The organism is Vogesella indigofera (assembly GCF_028548395.1).
Taxonomy (GTDB): Bacteria; Pseudomonadota; Gammaproteobacteria; order Burkholderiales; family Chromobacteriaceae; genus Vogesella; species Vogesella indigofera_A.
On the sequence record NZ_JAQQLA010000003.1, the window covers coordinates 471,817 to 491,782 of the forward strand.

At 61.5% G+C, this 19,966-nt stretch carries 16 protein-coding genes; 14 read left to right on the forward strand and 2 right to left on the reverse strand.

All coding sequences use genetic code 11. The features are described from left to right. Nucleotides 1–27 precede the first annotated feature (27 nt). The 6 genes from tig to PQU89_RS04225 all read left to right on the forward strand — a co-directional run bounded on the left by tig (nt 28) and on the right by PQU89_RS04225 (nt 8,307). Nucleotides 28–1,338 (forward strand): trigger factor, encoded by a 1,311-nt coding sequence (tig, locus tag PQU89_RS04200; protein WP_272757485.1) that lies wholly within the window; start codon nt 28–30, stop codon nt 1,336–1,338. Nucleotides 1,339–1,361: 23 nt separating this feature from the next. Then, complete coding sequence (gene clpP, locus PQU89_RS04205) at nt 1,362–1,994, forward strand: ATP-dependent Clp endopeptidase proteolytic subunit ClpP (RefSeq protein ID WP_047965442.1); 633 nt, start codon at nt 1,362–1,364, stop codon at nt 1,992–1,994. A 16-nt stretch (nt 1,995–2,010) separates the two neighbouring features. Continuing rightward, nucleotides 2,011–3,288 carry an ATP-dependent Clp protease ATP-binding subunit ClpX gene (gene clpX, locus PQU89_RS04210; RefSeq protein WP_272764757.1) on the forward strand — a complete coding sequence of 426 codons (1,278 nt, stop codon included), beginning with the start codon at nt 2,011–2,013 and terminating at the stop codon, nt 3,286–3,288. A gap of 143 nt (nt 3,289–3,431) precedes the next feature. Then, nucleotides 3,432–5,849 carry an endopeptidase La gene (gene lon, locus PQU89_RS04215; RefSeq protein WP_272764758.1) on the forward strand — a complete coding sequence of 806 codons (2,418 nt, stop codon included), beginning with the start codon at nt 3,432–3,434 and terminating at the stop codon, nt 5,847–5,849. A 174-nt stretch (nt 5,850–6,023) separates the two neighbouring features. Continuing rightward, complete coding sequence (locus PQU89_RS04220; protein WP_017509554.1) at nt 6,024–6,293, forward strand: HU family DNA-binding protein; 270 nt, start codon at nt 6,024–6,026, stop codon at nt 6,291–6,293. Between the two features lie 181 nt (nt 6,294–6,474). Then, a complete protein-coding gene (locus PQU89_RS04225; protein ID WP_272764759.1) occupies nt 6,475–8,307 on the forward strand; it encodes a SurA N-terminal domain-containing protein in 1,833 nt (610 codons plus the stop codon). A 62-nt stretch (nt 8,308–8,369) separates the two neighbouring features. Here PQU89_RS04225 and sodB read toward each other — a convergent pair whose 3' ends face one another. Then, on the reverse strand, nt 8,370–8,951 hold the full coding sequence (gene sodB / locus PQU89_RS04230; protein WP_189373482.1) for a superoxide dismutase [Fe]: 582 nt from the start codon (nt 8,949–8,951) through the stop codon (nt 8,370–8,372). A gap of 115 nt (nt 8,952–9,066) precedes the next feature. Between sodB and PQU89_RS04235 the strand changes: the two genes are divergently transcribed. From PQU89_RS04235 to PQU89_RS04250, 4 genes are all read left to right on the forward strand, one after another. Continuing rightward, complete coding sequence (locus PQU89_RS04235) at nt 9,067–10,236, forward strand: BaiN/RdsA family NAD(P)/FAD-dependent oxidoreductase (protein WP_272764760.1); 1,170 nt, start codon at nt 9,067–9,069, stop codon at nt 10,234–10,236. Between the two features lie 109 nt (nt 10,237–10,345). Next, nucleotides 10,346–11,749: a replicative DNA helicase gene (gene dnaB, locus PQU89_RS04240; RefSeq protein ID WP_272764761.1), complete on the forward strand. Its 1,404-nt coding sequence runs from the start codon at nt 10,346–10,348 to the stop codon at nt 11,747–11,749. A gap of 65 nt (nt 11,750–11,814) precedes the next feature. Further along, nucleotides 11,815–12,123: a (2Fe-2S) ferredoxin domain-containing protein gene (locus PQU89_RS04245; RefSeq protein WP_272764762.1), complete on the forward strand. Its 309-nt coding sequence runs from the start codon at nt 11,815–11,817 to the stop codon at nt 12,121–12,123. Then, a complete protein-coding gene (locus PQU89_RS04250; protein ID WP_272764763.1) occupies nt 12,123–12,731 on the forward strand; it encodes an alpha/beta hydrolase in 609 nt (202 codons plus the stop codon). The genes PQU89_RS04245 and PQU89_RS04250 overlap by 1 nt, the downstream gene beginning before the upstream one ends. 81 nt (nt 12,732–12,812) lie before the next feature. On the opposite strand, the gene rnk is transcribed toward PQU89_RS04250, so the two are convergent. Next, the gene (rnk, locus tag PQU89_RS04255) at nt 12,813–13,226 is read right to left on the reverse strand and encodes a nucleoside diphosphate kinase regulator (protein WP_272764764.1); all 414 of its coding nucleotides are present in this window, start codon (nt 13,224–13,226) and stop codon (nt 12,813–12,815) included. A 286-nt stretch (nt 13,227–13,512) separates the two neighbouring features. On the opposite strand from rnk, the gene PQU89_RS04260 reads away from it, so the two are divergent. From PQU89_RS04260 to PQU89_RS04275, 4 genes are all read left to right on the forward strand, one after another. After that, a complete protein-coding gene (locus PQU89_RS04260) occupies nt 13,513–14,793 on the forward strand; it encodes an MFS transporter (protein ID WP_272764765.1) in 1,281 nt (426 codons plus the stop codon). Between the two features lie 80 nt (nt 14,794–14,873). After that, nucleotides 14,874–16,265: a NarK family nitrate/nitrite MFS transporter gene (locus tag PQU89_RS04265; RefSeq protein ID WP_272764766.1), complete on the forward strand. Its 1,392-nt coding sequence runs from the start codon at nt 14,874–14,876 to the stop codon at nt 16,263–16,265. A gap of 317 nt (nt 16,266–16,582) precedes the next feature. Then, nucleotides 16,583–18,199 (forward strand): methyl-accepting chemotaxis protein, encoded by a 1,617-nt coding sequence (locus PQU89_RS04270; RefSeq protein ID WP_272764767.1) that lies wholly within the window; start codon nt 16,583–16,585, stop codon nt 18,197–18,199. 269 nt (nt 18,200–18,468) lie between these two features. Next, a complete protein-coding gene (locus tag PQU89_RS04275; RefSeq protein WP_272764768.1) occupies nt 18,469–19,719 on the forward strand; it encodes a sugar MFS transporter in 1,251 nt (416 codons plus the stop codon). Nucleotides 19,720–19,966: the final 247 nt, after the last annotated feature.

The window sequence follows — 19,966 nt, forward strand, 5'->3', positions numbered from 1 at the left end:
CCACACCTTTAAATCTAAGGATTGGACATGCAAGTACAATTGGAAACGTTGAGCGGCCTTGAGCGTCGCATGAGCATTGCCTTGCCAATGGCGGCAATCGACGCACAAGTTGCCGAGCGCCTGAAGCGCGTGGCACGCACGGCCAAAATTCAGGGTTTCCGTCCAGGCAAAGCCCCGGCCAAGATCGTTGAGATGAACTATGGCGCGCAGGTTCGTGAAGAAGTGCTGGGCGAGCAGGTACAACAGGGTTTCTACAAGGCTGCCGTCGAGCAAAAGCTGCGCGTAGCCGGCTACCCGCGCTTTGAATCGGTTGATGCCGCAGGCGACGCCGAGAGCTTCAAGTTTGCCGCTACCTTCGAGGTTTATCCGGAAGTTGTGGTGGGCGAACTGGCCGGCAAGGACGTTGAAAAGGCGAATACGCCAGTGACCGACGCCGAAATCGACAAGACCATCGACATCCTGCGCAAGCAACGCACCCGCTTCAACCACGTTGAGCGCGCTGCTGCCGAAGGCGACCGCGTGATCATCGACTTCAAGGGCAGCATCGACGGCGTGGCCTTCGAAGGCGGCTCCGCTGAAAACTTCCCGTTCATGATCGGTCAGGGCCAGATGCTGGCTGACTTCGAGAATGGCGTGAAAGGCCTGAAAGAAGGCGAGACCGTCAGCGTGACCGTGAACTTCCCTGAGGATTATCATGGCAAGGATGTTGCCGGTAAAACCGCAGTCTTCGAAATCACCCTGAAGAGCGTTGCCGAGGCACAACTGCCGGAAGTCAACGAAGAGCTGGCCAAGCAGCTGGGCATTGCCGACGGCGATGTCAGCAAAATGCGCGCCGAAATCCGCAAGAACGTGGAGCGTGAAGTCAAGCGTCGTCTGACTGCCCGCAACAAGGAAGCGGTAATGCAGGTGCTGCTGGATGCGACCACCATCGAGCTGCCGAAGTCGCTGGTTGAGCTGGAAGTTGGCCGTCTGATGGAACAGGCCCGCAAGGACCTGGAGCAGCGCGGCATGGCCATGAAGGATATGCCACTGCCGGCCGACCTGTTCACCCAGCAAGCCGAGCGCCGCGTGGCACTGGGCCTGATCCTGGCGGAAGTGGTGGAAGCCAACAAGCTGGAAGCCAAGCCTGAGCAAGTCAAGGCCATGATCGAAGAGTTCGCCGACAGCTACGAGCAGCCGGAAGACGTACTGAGTTGGTACTACTCCAGCCCGGATCGTCTGGAAGGCCCGACTTCGATGGTTCTGGAAGATAACGTGGTTGAATTTGTGCTGTCTCGTGCCAATGTTGTCGAGAAGGAACTGTCGTTTGATGCCTTGATGGGCAATAACGGCCAATAATCAACTGTAATCCGGAGGGGTCGATGAAATCGATGATTGAACCGCAAGGTTTGGGGCTGGTGCCCATGGTGGTGGAGCAGAGCGGTCGTGGCGAGCGTGCCTATGACATCTTCTCCCGTCTGCTCAAGGAACGTATCATTTTCCTGGTCGGGCCTGTCACCGATGAGTCGGCCAATCTGGTCGTGGCACAGATGTTGTTCCTGGAGTCGGAGAATCCGGACAAGGACATCTATCTGTACATCAATTCCCCGGGCGGGTCGATTACCGCCGGCATGTCGATTTACGACACGATGAACTTCATCAAGCCGGACATTTCGACCCTCTGCATTGGCCAGGCTGCCAGCATGGGCGCATTCCTGCTGTCCGCCGGTGCCAAGGGCAAACGTTTCACGCTGCCGCATAGCCGGGTGATGATTCACCAGCCGCTGCTGTACGGCGGCGGTCTGAGCGGTCAGGTGACCGATATCGAGATTCATGCGCGCGAACTGGTGAAAACCAAGTTGCTGATGAATGAATTGCTGGCCAAGCATACTGGTCAGGCGCTGGAACAGATCCAGGCGGATACCGAGCGTGACAATTTCATGTCCGCGGAGCAGGCGCTGGCTTACGGTCTGATCGACAAAGTGCTGACTTCGCGTGCCGAAGTGGCTGCCTAATTCGGGAATGGTGTGAATGGCTGACAAAAACAGCGAAAAACTGCTTTACTGCTCTTTCTGCGGCAAGAGCCAGCACGAAGTGCAGCGTCTGATCGCCGGGCCACAGGTCTACATCTGCAATGAGTGTGTCGACCTGTGTACCGACATCATTCATGAAGAGCTGGAAGCCAAGCTGGGCGATGCGGCCACACCGGAAGAGGTGGCTGCCAAGTTGCCGACGCCGCAGGAAATCCGCGCCAGTCTGGATCAGCACATCATCGGTCAGGAACAGGCGAAGAAAACCCTGTCGGTTGCGGTGTACAACCACTACAAGCGTTTGTACACGGCGAGCAGCAAGGACGACGTCGAACTGGCGAAGAGCAACATCCTGCTGATCGGCCCGACCGGTTCCGGCAAGACGCTGCTGGCACAGACGCTGGCCAAGCTGCTGGACGTGCCGTTCGTGATCGCCGATGCCACGACCCTGACCGAAGCCGGTTATGTGGGCGAGGATGTCGAGCACATCATCCAGAAGCTGCTGCAGAAGTGCGACTACGATCCGGAAAAGGCGCAGCGCGGCATCGTGTATCTGGATGAAATCGACAAGATTTCGCGCAAGTCCGAAAACCCGTCCATCACCCGCGACGTATCGGGCGAGGGCGTGCAGCAGGCCTTGCTGAAGCTGATCGAGGGCACAGTTGCCTCGGTGCCGCCGCAGGGTGGCCGCAAGCATCCGAACCAGGAGTTCATCCAGGTCGACACCACCAATATCCTGTTCATTTGCGGTGGCGCGTTCGATGGTCTGGAAAAGATCATCCGCCGTCGCTCGGAAAAGGGTGGCATCGGTTTTGGCGCCGAAGTGACCTCCAAGGATGGCGGCAAATCGCTGTCGGCCCTGTTCCAGGATGTCGAGCCGGAAGACCTGATCCGTTTCGGTCTGATTCCGGAGCTGATCGGTCGTCTGCCGGTGGTGGCGACGCTGGAAGAGCTGGACGAAGAGGCGCTGGTCAACATCCTGACCCAGCCGAAGAATGCGCTGATCAAGCAGTACCAGCGCCTGTTCTCGATGGAGAAGGTCGACCTCGAAGTGCGTCCTTCCGCACTACGCTTGATCGCCAAACAGGCGCTGATTCGCAAGACCGGCGCCCGTGGCCTGCGTTCGATCCTGGAGCGTGCCCTGCTGGATACCATGTACGAGCTGCCGTCGCTGGATGGTGTGACCCGCGTGGTGGTTGACGAAAAGGTGATCGAGAAGGGCGACAAGCCGCTGTTCATCTATCAGGACACTGACGACCAGACGGCACAGTCCGCCTGATTTTTCAGTGCTCCCCGAAAACCGCCGTTACCGGCGGTTTTTTATTTTAAAAGTGCAGCGATCTGCATTAGCATGCTTGATAAGTGTCAACATGCCCTTATCTGTAATCGCAACTGAATTCCTCCCTGTTAAGGTTAGGTGATATGCCCCAAACCACCGAACTCACTGATAAAGCCACGCTGCCACTGCTGCCGCTGCGCGATGTCGTTGTCTTCCCCCACATGGTCATTCCCCTGTTTGTCGGGCGTGCCAAGTCCATCCGCGCGCTGGAAAAGGCGATGGATGATGGCAAGCAAATCCTGCTGGTAGCCCAGCGCTCGGCCTCCAAGGACGAGCCGTCTGCCGAGGACCTACATGCCATCGGCACCGTGGCGACCATTCTGCAAATGCTCAAACTGCCCGACGGCACGGTCAAGGTGCTGGTCGAGGGCCGGCAGCGTGCCAAGGTCGATCAGGTGCATGGCGATGCCGATGAGTATTTCACCGCCGACATCACGCCGGTTGCTCTGGACGGTGCCGACACCTCCGAGGTGGAAGCGCTGCGCCGTGCGTTGCTGGCCCAGTTCGAACAGTTCGTCAAACTGAACAAGAAGATTCCGAGCGAGATACTGTCTTCGCTGAATGGCATCGACCGTGCCGGCCGCCTGGCCGACACCATTGTCGCGCATCTGCCGCTGAAGCTGGAGCAGAAGCAGGAAATCCTGGAGATGTTCGACATCCAGGTCCGCATCGAGCACCTGCTGGGGCTGATGGAAAGCGAGATCGACATCCTGCAGGTGGAGAAGCGCATCCGTGGCCGCGTCAAGCGCCAGATGGAAAAGAGCCAGCGCGAGTACTACCTGAACGAGCAGGTCAAGGCGATCCAGAAGGAGCTGGGTGAGGACGACGAAGCCAGCGAAATCGACGAGCTTGAGAAGAAAATCAAGCTGGCCGGCATGACGAAAGAGGCCAAGGACAAGGTGATGGCCGAGCTGAAGAAGCTCAAGATGATGTCGCCGATGTCCGCCGAAGCCACCGTGGTGCGCAACTACATTGAAACCCTGCTAGATCTGCCATGGAAAAAGAAGACCAAGGTCAGCAAGGAAATCGATGCCGCTGAAGCCATCCTTGACGAAGACCACTTTGGCCTGGAAAAGGTCAAGGAGCGCATCCTGGAATACCTCGCGGTGCAGAAGCGTGTTGACAAGCTCAAGGCGCCGATCCTGTGCTTGGTCGGGCCACCCGGTGTGGGCAAGACCTCGCTGGGGCAGTCGATTGCCCGCGCCACCAACCGCAAGTTCGTGCGCATGGCGCTGGGTGGCGTGCGTGACGAGTCCGAGATCCGTGGCCACCGCCGTACCTATATCGGCTCGATGCCGGGCAAGGTACTACAGAACATGAGCAAGGCCGGGGTGAAGAACCCGCTGTTCCTGCTGGACGAAGTGGACAAGATGGGCGCCGACTTCCGTGGTGATCCGTCGTCGGCACTGCTGGAAGTGCTGGATCCGGAACAGAATCACGCTTTCGTCGACCATTACGCCGAGGTCGACTTTGACTTGTCCGACGTGATGTTCGTGGCGACCGCCAACTCGCTGAATATTCCGCCAGCGCTGCTGGATCGCATGGAAATCATTCGTCTTTCCGGCTACACCGAGGACGAGAAGGTCAGCATCGCCGTGAAATACTTGGTCGACAAGCAGGTGAAGGCCAACGGCGTTGCCGAAGGCGAGCTGGTGATCCAGGAGGCTGCGATCCGCGACATCGTGCGCTACTACACCCGCGAGGCCGGCGTGCGCAGCCTGGACCGCGAAATTGCCAAGATCTGCCGCAAGGTGGTGACCCAGCAGTCGCTGAAGAAAGACGGCAAGACCAGCAAGGTGACGGTTACACCGAAGAACCTCGACAAGTATCTGGGGGTGCAGCGCTTCGAGTATGGCGTTGCCGAAGAGCAGAACCGCATCGGCCAGGTGACCGGTCTGGCGTGGACCGAGGTCGGTGGTGAATTGCTGACCATCGAGGCGGCAGCGTTGCCGGGCAAGGGCAACATCATTCGTACCGGCCAACTGGGCGAGGTAATGCAGGAGTCGATTACCGCGGCGCTGACCGTGGTACGCAGCCGTGCCGCGCAACTGGGCATCCGTCCTGACTTCTACGAGAAGCACGACATGCATATTCACGTGCCGGAAGGAGCGACCCCCAAGGATGGCCCTTCTGCAGGCGCTGCCATGGCTACAGCGCTGGTTTCGGTGCTGACCGGTATCCCGGTGCGTGCCGACGTGGCGATGACCGGCGAGATCACCCTGCGTGGCGAAGTACTGCCCATCGGGGGTCTCAAGGAAAAACTGCTGGCGGCGCAGCGTGGCGGCATCAAACACGTGCTGATTCCGAAGAACAACGTCAAGGATCTGGCCGAGATTCCAGCCAACATCAAGAGCAAGCTGGAAATCCATCCGGTGAAGTGGTTTGACGAGGTGCTGGCGCTGGCGCTGGAGCATGCGCCGGAGCCGCTGGCTGATGCCACACCGACTGTTGCAAATCCGGCGGCGGATGATGTGCAAAATGCCCCTGTTGTAACGCACTGATGACGCTTTGTTTTGATTTAGCTGGAAAAGCGCGCTAGCATCGGCTTCCAGAAGGGGTTGATTCAGGCTTAACCCCAGCTGGAAGCCGCTTGACACAAGGTTTTTGGGCTTGTTATAAAGCTAGCGGTTTATTTCAGTACTACGTACACCGAGAACGACGAAAGGGGACTTAACGTGAACAAGTCTGAACTGATTGACGCGATTGCCGCCAAAGCAGACATTTCTAAAGCAGCTGCTGGCAAAGCGCTGGATGGCATGATTGATGCCGTAACTGACGCGCTGAAGGCTGGCGATACCGTCACTGTTGTAGGCTTTGGTACTTTCTATGTTGGTGAACGCGCAGAGCGTAGTGGCCGCAACCCGAAAACGGGCGAAACCATCACTATCGCTGCTGCCAAGTCTCCGAAATTCCGTGCCGGCAAGGCTCTGAAAGACGCGCTGTAAGAGTGCACATTCCCGGGTAACCGGGAGACAGGTTGGTTCCCGTCCTGTCGTATTGTGAGGGGAGTGCACTTGAAGGCTTGAGGCAGCAAGTGTCGCGGCCCCGGCCGCAGACTCCGCCAGACAAACAACAAGGTGAACGGCAAAACCGTTCACCTTGTTTTTTTGGTAACAAACCGAATCCATGTTCAATTTTGTCCAGAACAATCAAACGGCGATCAAAGTCATTCTTGGCGCGGTGGCGCTGACCTTTGTCGGCTTTGGCGTTGGTAGCTATACCGCTGCCGTTGACGAGCCTTTCCTGGCCAAAGTCGGCGACAACAAGATTTTTGCCCGCGATGTCGAGCGCCAGCTGGAAGGTCAGCCGGCCAACGCCGCGACCCGGCAGGCGGTGCTGGAGAACCTGATTCGCCAGCAACTGCTGATTGCTGCGGCAGAGCGCAACGGCATCACGCCGAGCGTGGAACAGCTGCGCCAGGCGATTGCCACCATTCCGACGTTCCAGGAAAACGGCAAGTTCAGCCAGGCCCGTTACGCCGAATTCATCAAGGGCCGCTACCGCTCGGCAGAGGATTTCGAGGCTGACGTCCGCCGCGACCTGATGCTGCAGACGCAGATCACCCCGTACCTGAATACCCATTTCGTGTCGACCAGCGTACTTGCCCGCATGGGCGCGCTGTTCGGCGAGTCGCGTGAAGTGCGCGAAGCACTGATCACGCCGGCCGGCTTTGCCGCCGACGTCAAGATTGATGACGCGGCCGTCAAGGCATACTACGACAGCAACAAGACGCGCTACCTGGAGCCGGAATCGGCGGTGATCGAGTATGTGTCACTGTCGCTGGATGAAGTCGCGGCGACGCAGGTGGTCAGCGATGCCGAGGCGCAAGCGTACTTTGACAAGCACAAGACGGAATTCGGCAGCGAAGAGCGCCGCGTGTCGCACATCCTGCTGACCGTGGATGCGGCGGCCAAGCCGGAAGCCAAGGCGGCGGTGAAGGCGCAGGCGGAAGCGCTGCTGCTGCAGCTCAAGGCCAATCCGGCCGGTTTTGCCGCGCTGGCCAAGACTCGTTCGCAGGACCCGGGCTCGGCCGAGCAGGGCGGCGACCTTGGTTTCTTCGGTCGTGGCGCGATGGTCAAGCCATTCGAGGAGGCGGCCTTTGCGCTGCAGCCGGGCCAGATCAGCGCCGTGGTGGAAACCGAGTTCGGCTTCCACATCCTGAAACTGGATGAAGTGAAGGCGGTCGATTTCGCCGGCCAAAAGGCGGCGGTAATCGAGAAGCTGAAGCGCGACAAGGCCGGCGCCAGCTACCGTGCGCAGCTGGAGAAGATGGGCGATCTTGCCTACCAGCAGCCGGATTCGTTGCAGGCACTGGCCGAGCAGCTGAAGCTGACGGTGAAAACCGGGCCGGCGATGAGCCGCAGCGGTATCGCAGGTGACGCGGTGCTGGGCAATGCCAAGGTATTGGAGGCGGTCTACGGCGACGATGTGCTGAAGAAAAAGCACAACAGCGAGCCGGTGGAGCTGTCGGCCAGCAATGCGGTGGTGCTGCGTGTGAAGCAGTACCAGCCACAGCGCCAGAAGCCGTTGGCCGAGGTGCAGGCGCAAGTGCGCGCCGAGCTGACGACGCGTGAGGCGGCCAACCGTGCCGAGAAGCGCGGCCTGCAACTGGTAGCCGACTTCAAGGCGGGCAAGGGGCTGGACGGCCAGAGCTGGGGCGTGCTGCGCAAGGTATCGCGTCGTGCCGCCAACGGCATGGCGGTGCCGGAACTGCGTGCGGTGTTTGCGGCCAACGTCAGCAAGCTGCCGGCGTTTGCCGGTGCCCGCCGCGACAACGGCGACTACGTGATCTATCGCATCGACAGCGTCGACAAGGCGCCAACCGCTTCGGCACCGGAGCTGGCGCAGCTGAAGGGCGTACTGGGCGAGATGTCGGCCAATACGGTGCTGATCTCCTACCTGGACGAGCTGCGCAATCGCGACAAGGTGATGATCAGCCAGCAGCCGGCGGATCAGTAAACCGGCAGCAAGCAAAAAGGCCCCGCAAGGGGCCTTTTCTGGTTTTGCCCTCAGGGCAGGGATCAGGCGGCGAAGTTTTTCGCCACGAAGTCCCAGTTCACCAGCTTCCAGAAGCCTTCCAGGTAGTTCGGACGGCTGTTGCGGTAGTCGATGTAGTAAGCGTGTTCCCACACGTCGCAAGTCAGCAGCGCTTTCTTGTCGGTGGTCAGCGGGGTAGCGGCGTTGCTGGTGGAAACCAGATCCAGGCTACCGTCGGTGTTTTTCACCAGCCAGGCCCAGCCGGAGCCGAAGGTGCCAACGGCACAGGCAGCAAAGGCTTTCTTGAATTCGTCGAACGAACCCCACTTGGCGTTGATGGCGTCAGCCAGCGCGCCGGTCGGTTCGCCGCCGGCGTTCGGTGCCAGCCCGAACCAGTAGAAAGTGTGGTTCCACACCTGGGCGGCGTTGTTGAAGATGCCACCGGAGGATTTCTTGACGATTTCTTCCAGCGAGGCGTTCTCGAACTCGGTACCCTTGATCAGGTTGTTCAGGTTGGTGATGTAGGTCTGGTGATGCTTGCCGTAGTGGAATTCCAGGGTTTCCTTGGAAATGATCGGTGCCAGGGCGTCCAGCGCGTACGGCAGTTCGGGCAGTTTGTGTTCCATCGTGCTCTCCAGAGTTAAAAAGTAAAACAGCATGCGCTGTTCGACCAATGAAGTTTACTGTAATTGTGCGAATGCGCCAATTCTTGACTAAATCACTACACTAAAGGTTCGCTTTGTGCATTTCGACGTAATTGTGATCGGCGCCGGTGCCGCCGGCATGATGTGTGCCGCCACTGCCGGTCAGCGCGGTCGCCGCGTGCTGCTGCTCGATCACGCCGCCAAACTGGCGGAGAAGATCCGCATTTCCGGCGGTGGCCGCAGCAACTTCACCAATCTGCACGCCCGTCATGACTGCTATGTGTCGGAGAATCCGAATTTCTGTCGCTCAGCATTGGCGCAGTACACGCCGCAGCACTTCATCGCGCTGATGGAGCGTCACGGCATCGCCTATCACGAGAAGAAACTGGGGCAGCTGTTCTGCGACGACAGCAGCCAGCAGCTGATCGACATGCTCGATGCCGAGTGCCGTGCGGCCAACGTTGAGCGGCGCATGGGCGTGACGGTGAAGCAGGTTGGCCGCAACGAGGCGTTCCAGCTGGAAACCAGTGCCGGTAGCTTCAGTTGCGAGTCGCTGGTGATCGCCACCGGCGGGCTGTCGATCCCGCAGATCGGCGCCACCGCCTTCGGCTACCAGATCGCCGAGCAGTTCGGCCTGCCGGTAACAAAGCTCGATCCGGCGCTGGTGCCGCTGACCTTCCATGTCGAGGATGCGGTGCGCTTTGCGCCGCTGGCCGGGGTGTCGCTGGATACCGAGGTGCGCATCGGCAAGGTGCGCTTCCGTGAAAACGTGCTGTTCACCCACAAGGGCCTGTCCGGGCCGGCCATCCTGCAGATCTCCAGCTACTGGCAGCCGGGACAGGAGATCGTGATCGACCTGTTGCCGGACCTTGATGCCGAGGCGTGGCTGGAGGAACGTGCCGGCAGTGAGCAGCTGCTGGCCAACGCCATGGGTGAACTGGGCTGGCCGAAGCGTTTTGCCGAGGCGTGGCTGGACGGGCAGGGCGCCAATGTGCGCGGCCGCGACCTGTCACCGAAAAAGCGCCGCCAGCTGGCGGAGACGCTGCACAACTGGCGCGTGCTGCCCAACGGCACCCAGGGCTACAAGAAGGCCGAGGTCACCCGCGGCGGGGTGTCCACCAGGGCACTGTCGTCGAAGACGATGATGGCGAACGACGTGCCGGGGCTGTTCTTTATCGGCGAGGTGGTCGACATCACCGGCTGGCTGGGCGGTTATAACTTCCAGTGGGCGTGGTCTTCCGGCTTTGTCGCCGGCAAAAACTGTTAGAATCACGCTCTCTCCTGCCTGGCTGCGGCCAACCTTGTGGTGTGCGCCCGCGCGCACCAAGGGTCGGCCGTGCCACGGCTAAATGGCATCACCGGATACCCCAAGCTTTATGAGCGATTACGATTTCAACGACTCCTCGGTGGCGGCCATCCGCACGCCGCCACACTCGATCGAGGCCGAACAATCGGTACTCGGCGGCCTGCTGCTGGACAACAGCGCCTGGGAAAAGATTGCCGACCTGCTGACCGAGGCCGATTTCTATCGCCACGATCATCGCGTGATCTTCAAGCACATCGCCAGGCTGGTCGACATCGCCCGTCCGGCGGATGTGGTGACCGTCTCCGAAAGCCTGGACAAGAATGCCGAGCTGGGCAGCATCGGCGGCCTGGCCTACCTCGCGATGCTGGCGCAGAACACGCCGTCGGCGGCCAACATCCGCCGCTACGCCGAAATCGTGCGCGAGCGCTCGGTGATGCGCTCGCTGGCGCTGGTCGGTACCGAGATCGCCGAATCGGCCTACAACCCGCTGGGCCGCGACGCGGCGCAGCTCCTGGACGAGGCCGAGGGCAAGGTGTTCCAGATCGCGGAATCCACCGCCAAGTCCAAGCAGGGCTTTCTGGAAATGCCGGCGCTGCTGAAAGAGGTGGTCGAGCGCATCGACATGCTGTACAGCCGCGACAATCCGGACGAAGTCACCGGCGTGCCGACCGGCTTTACCGATCTCGACGCCAAGACCTCCGGCCTGCAGCCGGGCGACCTGGTGATCGTCGCCGGCCGTCCGTCGATGGGCAAGACCGCATTCTCGATGAACATCGCCGAGCACGTGGCGATCGAGGCCGGCTTGCCGGTGGCGGTGTTCTCGATGGAGATGGGCGGCACCCAGCTGGTGATGCGGATGTTGGGTTCGGTCGGGCGGCTGGACCAGCACATCCTGCGTACCGGCAAGCTCGGCGACGAGGACTGGCAGAAGCTGACCTACGCCATCGGCAAACTGTCCGATGCGCCGATGTACATCGACGAAACCCCGGCGCTGACCGCGCTGGAGCTGCGTGCCAGGGCGCGGCGACTGGCGCGCCAGCACGGCGGCAAGCTCGGCCTGATCGTGATCGACTACATGCAGCTGATGTCGGGTTCCGGTCGCAGCGACAACCGCGCCTCCGAGCTGGGCGAGATCTCGCGCGGCCTGAAGGGGCTGGCCAAGGAGCTGCAGGTGCCGGTGATCGCGCTGTCGCAGCTGTCGCGTAGCGTGGAGCAGCGTACCGACAAGCGGCCAATGATGTCCGACTTGCGCGAATCCGGTGCCATCGAGCAGGACGCCGACATCATTATCTTCATGTACCGCGACGAGTACTACAATCCCGACTCGCCGGACAAGGGCCTGGCGGAAGCCATTATCGGCAAGCACCGTAACGGCCCCACCGGCAAGGTGCGGCTGGCGTGGCTGGGCATGCACGCCAAATTCGATAACGCGGCGATACACGGCGTCACCGGCTGGGCCGACGCCGACGGTTAAGCAATTTGCTGCGGCCAACCTTGCGAGCTTGCAAGGTTGGCCGCAGGTCTAGACAGGGAATCCCGATGAGCTTTTTCGACAAACATGTTTTTGTCTGCTGTAACCAGCGCGCCGAAGGCGAAATGTGCTGCAACAACTTCGGCTCCAGCGAGCTGCTGGGCTATATGAAAGACCAGATCAAGGCGCGCGGCCTCAACGGCAGCGGCCAGGTCCGCATCAACAAGGCCGGCTGCCTCGGCCGTTGCGACCAGGGCCCGGTGCTGGTGGTGTACCCGCAGGAGACCTGGTACACCTTCATCGACAAGGCCGACATCGACGAGATCGTCGAAGAGCACATGGTCAATGGCCGCATCGTGGAAAGGCTGAAAATCTGATGCTGAAAGCGATGCAGAAGATCGATATCGCCGGCCCGGTCGGCGCGCTCGAAACCATCGTCATCCCCGCGGCGGGCGAGCAGACCGGCATCGCCGTGGTCTGCCACCCCAATCCGACGCAGGGCGGCACCAATACCAACAAGGTGATCCAGACCGCAGCCAAGGCGCTGTCGCAGCTGGGCTATACCTGCTACCTGCCCAATCTGCGCGGCGTCGGCAATAGCGGCGGCAGCCACGATCACGGCATCGGCGAGGTCGACGACGTGATCGCGGTGGTCGATTACGCGCGCCAGCAGCACGGTGCGCTGCCGCTGGCGCTGGCCGGCTTCTCCTTCGGCGGCTTCGTTGCGGCACGCACCCGTGCCCGTATCGATGCCGACAAGCTGCTGCTGATGGGGCCAGCGGTGGGCAAGTACGAGATTCCGACGCCGGAAGTGCCGGCCGATACGCTGGTGATCCACGGCGAGGCGGACGAGGTGGTGCCGCTGGAAAACGTGATGGTGTGGGCGCGGCCGCAGCATCTGCCGGTGATCGTGCTGCCGGAGGCCGGTCACTTCTTCCACGGCCGCCTGGTGCAGCTGGCGGGGCTGATCAAGCGCTGCTGGTAAGCCGTGGCGGTTTGCCGCAAGACAAAACGTTGGCCGCAATCTCGCGATTGCGGCCAACGTTTTTATTTACGGCTGAATCTTTCAGCGCAGGTAGTCGCCGTCGGCTTCCGGCTGGTAGCTGACCGCCAGCACCTCGATGCGGGTGTAGCTGCCGTCCGGCAATGGCCAGTCGATCTGCTGGCCGACGGCCAGCCCCAGCAGCGCGCTGCCGATCGGTGCCAGGATGGAAATGCGGCCGCTGTCGGCATCGGCGTCGGCCGGATAGCACAGTGTGATCTCGCGCTCCTCGCCGCTGTTGTGCAGGCGGATGCGGGCGCGGCTGTTCATGCTGATCACGTCGGCCGGCATCTCCCGAGGCTCGACCACCTCGGCACGGTCGAGCTCTGCTTCCAGTGCGGTCACCCCCGGGAAATCCTTGACCGAAACCCGTTCGATCAGGTTGGTCAGACGCAGGTGGTCCAGGCTGGACAGGGTGATCGCCGGTAGGCTGCTCATGGTCGCTCCTTCAATGGTTCTGGCGGGAGGCTCCCGCACAATGCAAAACGTGATGCGGCGGCGGGCAGCATCACGATGTCCGCATCATAGCCGATTCGCGTGATGGCGGGCACCCGCCGCCGTTTTTCCGGCAGCGGCCAACTCCTCCTTTCGAACTAGTTTCCCCCGCCAATTGGCCTTGTGCGACTAACCCTTAATTCTCGTAGGGTTTAACCCTGTGGCGAATGTTGGCCGCATGTCCGGCGGCGTAAGGTGTGAGCTGTACTAATTGCGCGGGTAGCTCACCATGGCTTCGAATACTTACAAGCAATACGCTGTGCTGGCCTCCAGCACGGTGGCGTTTACCGTGTGCTTCATGATCTGGATGATGTTTGCGGTCCTGGGCATTCCGATCAAGGAACAGCTTGGCCTGTCGGAAACCCAGTTCGGCATCCTGGCGGCGACGCCGGTGCTGACCGGTTCGCTGGTGCGGGTACCGCTGGGCATCTGGACCGACCGCTTCGGCGGCCGCATCGTCCTGTTCCTGCTGATGCTGACCTGCGTGATTCCGATCTACGCGATGCAGTTTGCCACCGCTTACTGGCACTTCCTCGCCATCGGTCTCTGTGTTGGCCTGGCTGGCGGCTCGTTCTCGGTGGGCACCCCTTACGTGGCTCGCTGGTTCCGCAAGGAGCAGCAGGGCATGGCGATGGGCGTGTTCGGCGCCGGTAACGCCGGTTCCTCGCTGACCAAGCTGATCGCGCCCGGCATCATCGCCGCCGCCGGCTGGCAGATGGTACCGACCGTCTACGCGGTGATCATGCTGATTACCGCCATCCTGTTCTGGTTTTTCTCCTTCCACGATCCCAAGCACCTGGTGACCAGCAAGACCTCGCTGGCACAACAGTGGGCGCTGATGAAAGACCCAGCGGTGCTGCGCTACTGCCAGTACTACTCGGTGGTGTTCGGCGGCTATGTCGCCCTGGCGCTGTGGATGACCAAATACTACGTCGGCGAATACGGCTTCGACATCAAGCATGCCGCCTTTCTTGCCGCCTGTTTCTCGCTGCCTGGTGGTGTGCTGCGCGCGGTCGGTGGCTGGCTGTCGGACAAGTACGGTGCCTACAAGGTGACCTGGGGCGTGATGTGGGTTTGCTGGGTGGCCTTCTTCATCCTGTCCTACCCGCAGACTTCGTTCGTGATCCAGACCATCAAGGGCCCGCAAAGCTTCCACCTCGGCCTCGGTACCACCATGTTCACGGTGATCCTGTTCGCCGTCGGTGTAGCGATGGCGATCGGCAAGGCTTCGGTGTTCAAGTTCATTGCCAACGAATTCCCCGACAACATCGGCGCGGTGTCCGGCGTGGTCGGCCTCGCCGGCGGTCTGGGTGGCTTCCTGTTGCCGATCATGTTCGGTGCGCTGGTCGACCTGACCGGGGTGCGTTCCAGCTCCTTCATGCTGCTGTACGGCACCGTCTGCGTGTCGCTGATCTGGATGCACTTCTCCTTCCGTGCCGTGCGCCAGAAAGAGGAAGCAGCCGAGGAACCGTTTGCAAAGGGCGCAAAGCTGACCATGGCGGAACGTTGATGTCCGGCTGGCACCGAGTGTGATGTGTCGTAATGAAATTTAAGGGGTGGCAGGGGCCACCCTTCAGGGAGGATGACAAAATGTCACAAAGTTCGTCTCATGTTCTGACCCGCTGGGAGCCGGAAAGCCCCAGCTTCTGGCAGCAAGACGGCAAAGCCGTCGCCCGCCGCAATCTGTGGCTGTCCATTCCGGCGCTGACGCTGGCCTTCATCATCTGGCAGGTGTGGAGCGTGGCCGTGCTGAACATGCCGAACATCGGCTTCAGCTACACCCAGAACCAGCTGTTCTGGCTGGCGGCCTTGCCGGCGTTGTCCGGCGCCACGCTGCGCATTTTCTACTCCTTCATGGTGCCGATCTTCGGCGGCCGCCGCTGGACGGCGATTTCCACCGCCAGCCTGCTGATCCCGGCGATCGGTATCGGCTTCGCGGTGCAGGACCCGAACACCAGTTACGTGACCATGCTGATCCTGGCGCTGCTGTGCGGCTTCGGCGGTGGCAACTTCAGCTCCTCGATGTCCAACATCAGCTTCTTCTTCCCGAAAGCCGAAAAGGGCACCGCACTGGGCCTGAACGCCGGTCTGGGTAACCTCGGCGTGTCGGTGGTGCAGTTCGTGGTGCCGATCGTGATCACCATGGGCTTGTTCGGCAGCTTCGGCGGCGAGCCGCAGACCTGGGTCAAGGGCGAGGCCACCAAGCAGATGTGGCTGCAGAACGCCGGCTTCGTGTGGGTACCGTTCATCTTGCTGTCGACGTTGGCTGCATGGTTCGGCATGAACGACATCGCCTCAGCCAAGGCCTCGTTTGCTGACCAGGCAGTGATCTTTAAGCGCAAGCACAACTGGCTGATGTGCTGGCTGTACATCGGCACCTTCGGTTCCTTCATCGGTTTTGCTGCCGGCTTCCCGCTGCTGATGAAAGGCCAGTTCCCGGATGTTGACCCGAGCAAGTACGTGTTCTTCGGCCCACTGGTCGGCGCACTGGCGCGCCCGGTTGGTGGCTGGCTGTCGGACAAGGTCGGCGGTGCCAAGGTGACGCAGGTGGTGTTCGCACTGATGATCGCCGCGGTGTTTGGCGTGCTCAACTTCCTGCCGCACGGCGGCCAGGGCGGCAACTTCCAGGGCTTCTTCGCCATGTTCCTGTGCCTGTTCGCGCTGACCGGCATCGGTAACGGCTCCACCTTCATGCAGGTGCCGACCATCTTCCTGACCCTGCACCAACGCATGGCCGGCAAGGGTGAGGCAGCGCAGAAAAAAGCGATTGCCGACGCGACCAAGGAGGCCGCAGCGGTACTGGGCTTCTCTGGTGCCATCGGTGCCTACGGCGGCTTCTTCATCCCGAAAAGCTACGGTACCTCGATCGCGCTGACCGGCGGTGTCGATGCCGCGCTGTACGCCTTCATCGCCTTCTACGTCAGCTGCCTGCTGATCAACGGCTGGTACTACGCCCGCAAGAACGCGGAAGTGCCTTGCTGACGACTTCTCCAAGTTTGCGGACTTTTTCTGCAATCTTCTTCGGCGCCCCTCGGGGCGCTTTTTTTTCGCACTGCGGCGACGATGACGATCTCGCCAAGCCGTGCGCCATCGTGAATTGCTAGACGTGGATCAAGGCCGACGCAGGGCGCCACCGGCTATACGTCATGCGCGCCAGCAACGGTGGAGGGGTATCGCATACGTTGCCGCGCCACCATACGAGCCGCCCGCAGGCGGCCACCCGCACGGAGTGACAGGAAATCCAGCAAGCGTAATGCCCACGACGTTAACCGGCTTGACCCCTCTTCTGGAGTGTGACGATGACCATCAAACTGAAGTTGTTGTGTTTTACCGTTCTGGCCCTGCTGGCGGCGCTGGTGCCCAGCATGGTGGGCCTGAACGCCTTGCGGGCGGCCGATGCCAAGCTGGACGTGGTCAATGAGACCATCATCCCGCGGCTGGGACTGGTGGCGAATATCCGCAGCACGTTCAAGGATCTGCGTATCGACGACATCCTGCAGGTGTACGAGCAGGACAGCAGTTTCCAGCTGCAGGCGCGGCTGCGCACCCGCGAAACCTCGCACAAGCTGCGCCAGCTGCTGCGGCAGCTGAAGTCGCAACTGCGTCATCCCGAGGACTTGGCCAACCTGCAACGCTTCGACACGCTGTTCGAGCAGTACCTGCTGCTGCTGGACCGGGTACACGCGGTGCGGGTGACGCCGGGAATGACGGCGCCGCAACTGTCGGCGGCGATGGAACCGTGGCGCCAGGTGGGCACCGAGCTGGGTAGCTCGGTGACGGCCATCGTCAACGATGTACTGGACGAGGGGCGCCACAACCGGGCGCAGGCCGAGGCGGAAATGGCCTCCGCCAAGCTGGCGTTTGCGGTGTCGCTGCTGTTGTCCATGGTGTTGCTGTTCGGCTGTGGCTGGCTGATCCTGCGCAGTATCAACCGTCCGGTGCAGTCGGCGGTGCTGGCGGTGCGCGGCATCTCCGACCGCCAGGACCTGTCGCAGCGCGTGGTGGTGCACAAGAATGACGAGATCGGTGGCCTGCTGAAGGCGTTCAACCACTTGCTGGGCAAGATGCGCGATTCCATCCACCAGATCGGCGACCACTCGCACGCGGTGACGGTGGCGGCGGAAGACCTCAGCGTGGCGTCCGACCAGGTGAAGAGCGGTGCCCATCACGCCAGCGTATCGGCCACGGAAATGGCGGCGGCCGTGGAGGCGGTCACCATCAGTATCGGCCACATTGCCGAGCGCACCCGCGATGCCGACCGGCTGGCGACGGCCTCCGGGCAGCAGGTGGTGCAGAGCGAACGGCTGATCCGCGATACGGTGACCGAGATCGAGAGCATCTCCAGTGCGGTGAACGACACTGCGCGCTACGTGCAGGAGCTGCAAAACCGCAGCGAGTCGATCGGTTCGGTGGTCAACGTGATCGGCGAGATCGCCGACCAGATCAACCTGCTGGCGTTGAACGCCGCGATCGAGGCCGCCCGTGCCGGTGAATCCGGGCGCGGCTTTGCCGTGGTCGCCGACGAGGTGCGCAAGCTGGCTGAGCGTACCACCGCGTCTACCGGGCAGATTCATGCCACCGTTTCCAGTATCCGCGAAGGCTCGACCGCCACCGTGCACCTGATCGGTGACGTGGTTGGCCGCGTCGAGCAGGGCGTGGCGCGGGTGCGCGAGGCTGGCGTCGCCATCGGCGAGCTGCGCACGCTGGCCGGGCAGGTTGGTCAGCAGGTGGCGGATATTGCCGCCGCCATCCACGAGCAGAGCGAAGCCAGTGGTCGCATCTCGCAGAAGGTGGAAGGCATCGCCCAGATTGCCGAGGAGAGCAGCGCCGCGGCACAGAGCACCGCGCTCAATGCGCTGCGTCTGCACGAGCTGGCGCAGAACATGCGCCGTGACGTGGCCTGTTACACCACTTGAGCTAGGGTCGCTGCCGGCGGAGGCCGGCAGCGGGCAGGGCGGTAATTTTCTTACATGAAACTTACATTTAATTGGCAGTGCGAGCCGTTTATGCCGCTGTGGTAGCAGAGACGGATTCTTTCAAGGCAATGAAAATCAAAAGAAAAAATCTCTTTCGGTGAGTAAGTTGCCGATTAATTACTGTAAGAATAGTGAAAGTAATCGAGTACAAGCCGCATAGTCATTAGACTACCGCTCCCATGCATAACAACACACGGAGCCTTAGTCACATGCCACAGCATGTCCACTCAGCACAATACGGGAAGCCGCTGGCGGTGCTGACTTCCCTGTTCTTCATGTGGGGTCTGATCACCTCGCTCAACGATATCCTGGTGCCGCATCTCAAGGGCGTGTTCGCGCTGAGCTATGTGCAGGCGGCGCTGGTGCAGTTCAGTTTCTTTACTGCCTATTTCATCGTGTCGCTGCCGGCTGGGCGGCTGGTGCAGGCCTGTGGCTACCAGCGTGGCATTGTCGCCGGGCTGTGCACCGCCGGCATCGGCTGCCTGCTGTTCTATCCGGCGGCGGCCAGTCTGTCGTATCCGGCCTTTCTTGGCGCGCTGTTCGTGCTGGCGGCGGGCATCACCGTGCTGCAGGTGGCGGCCAACCCTTACGTGACACGACTGGGGCCGGCGAAGACGGCGTCCAGCCGCCTCAACCTGACCCAGGCATTCAATGCGCTGGGCACCGCCGTGGCACCGCTGCTGGGCGCGATGCTGATCCTGGTCGACAGCCACGACGGCGCGACGGCCAAGGCCAGCGCGGTGCAACTGCCGTATCTGGTGCTGGCCGGCCTGTTGTTCGCCATCGCGGTGGTGTTCGCACTGCTGCGCCTGCCGGCGATCAAGGACGAGCACCCGCAGCAGGCGGCCGCCGCCGGCGAGGTGGTGCGTCACAGCGTGTGGCAGCACCGTCATCTGGTGCTGGGCGCGGTGGCGATCTTCGTCTACGTTGGTGCTGAGGTCGGCATCGGCAGCTTCCTGGTCAGCCTGATGGAGCAGCCGGACATCGGCGGCCTGAACCAAGCCGATGCCGGCCGCCTGCTGGCCGTGTACTGGGGCTGTGCCATGGTCGGGCGCTTCCTGGGCAGCGTGGTAATGCGCCACGTTGCCGCCAGCAAGGTGCTGGCCTGCAATGCGCTGCTCAGCGTGCTGCTGATCTCCGTGGCGGTGCTGTGTGGCGGCAAGCTGGCGATGTACAGCCTGCTGGCGGTCGGGCTGTGCAACTCGATCATGTTCCCGACCATCTTCTCGCTGGCGCTGAACGGGCTGGGGCGCTTCACCGGTGCCGGCTCCGGCGTGCTGTGCATGGCGATTGTCGGCGGGGCGCTGATGCCGCTGTTGCAGGCGTCGCTGGCGGACAGCCTCGGCCTGCTGCTGTCCTTCGTGGTGCCGCTGCTGTGCTACCTGTTCATTTTCTACTACGGCATTGCCGGTCACAAGCCGCGCCACGCCACCCCGGACCTGGCGCTGGCGACCTCCTGATATCGCCGCCAGCTTGACGCAGCCCTGCCGACAGCCATCGGCAGGGCTTTTTTCATGATGCTGACAACGCCTGCTGTGGCGGGCGGACACCTCCCAACGCCGGGGTCGTCTACCACTTTCGAACTAGTCGCCTTCCTCCCTCTGCGTCATATCGCTGCCACCTGTGGCGAATGGGCGCCATTGCTGCGTTTTCCTATTCTGTCAACCGTGACCACAGGTATCCGCATTCGCTTGCGGCCAACCTTTG

Excerpts from the sequence above, each read along its gene's own strand:
- PQU89_RS04260 (WP_272764765.1), top strand. The coding sequence starts at position 13,513 with ATGGCTTCGAATACTTACAAGCAATACGCTGTGCTGGCCTCCAGCACG.
- sodB (WP_189373482.1), bottom strand. The coding sequence starts at position 8,951 with ATGGAACACAAACTGCCCGAACTGCCGTACGCGCTGGACGCCCTGGCA.
- PQU89_RS04250 (WP_272764763.1), top strand. The coding sequence starts at position 12,123 with ATGCTGAAAGCGATGCAGAAGATCGATATCGCCGGCCCGGTCGGCGCG.
- PQU89_RS04225 (WP_272764759.1), top strand. The coding sequence starts at position 6,475 with ATGTTCAATTTTGTCCAGAACAATCAAACGGCGATCAAAGTCATTCTT.
- tig (WP_272757485.1), top strand. The coding sequence starts at position 28 with ATGCAAGTACAATTGGAAACGTTGAGCGGCCTTGAGCGTCGCATGAGC.
- PQU89_RS04270 (WP_272764767.1), top strand. The coding sequence starts at position 16,583 with ATGACCATCAAACTGAAGTTGTTGTGTTTTACCGTTCTGGCCCTGCTG.
- PQU89_RS04245 (WP_272764762.1), top strand. The coding sequence starts at position 11,815 with ATGAGCTTTTTCGACAAACATGTTTTTGTCTGCTGTAACCAGCGCGCC.
- clpX (WP_272764757.1), top strand. The coding sequence starts at position 2,011 with ATGGCTGACAAAAACAGCGAAAAACTGCTTTACTGCTCTTTCTGCGGC.
- PQU89_RS04265 (WP_272764766.1), top strand. The coding sequence starts at position 14,874 with ATGTCACAAAGTTCGTCTCATGTTCTGACCCGCTGGGAGCCGGAAAGC.
- dnaB (WP_272764761.1), top strand. The coding sequence starts at position 10,346 with ATGAGCGATTACGATTTCAACGACTCCTCGGTGGCGGCCATCCGCACG.
- rnk (WP_272764764.1), bottom strand. The coding sequence starts at position 13,226 with ATGAGCAGCCTACCGGCGATCACCCTGTCCAGCCTGGACCACCTGCGT.
- PQU89_RS04275 (WP_272764768.1), top strand. The coding sequence starts at position 18,469 with ATGCCACAGCATGTCCACTCAGCACAATACGGGAAGCCGCTGGCGGTG.
- lon (WP_272764758.1), top strand. The coding sequence starts at position 3,432 with ATGCCCCAAACCACCGAACTCACTGATAAAGCCACGCTGCCACTGCTG.
- clpP (WP_047965442.1), top strand. The coding sequence starts at position 1,362 with ATGAAATCGATGATTGAACCGCAAGGTTTGGGGCTGGTGCCCATGGTG.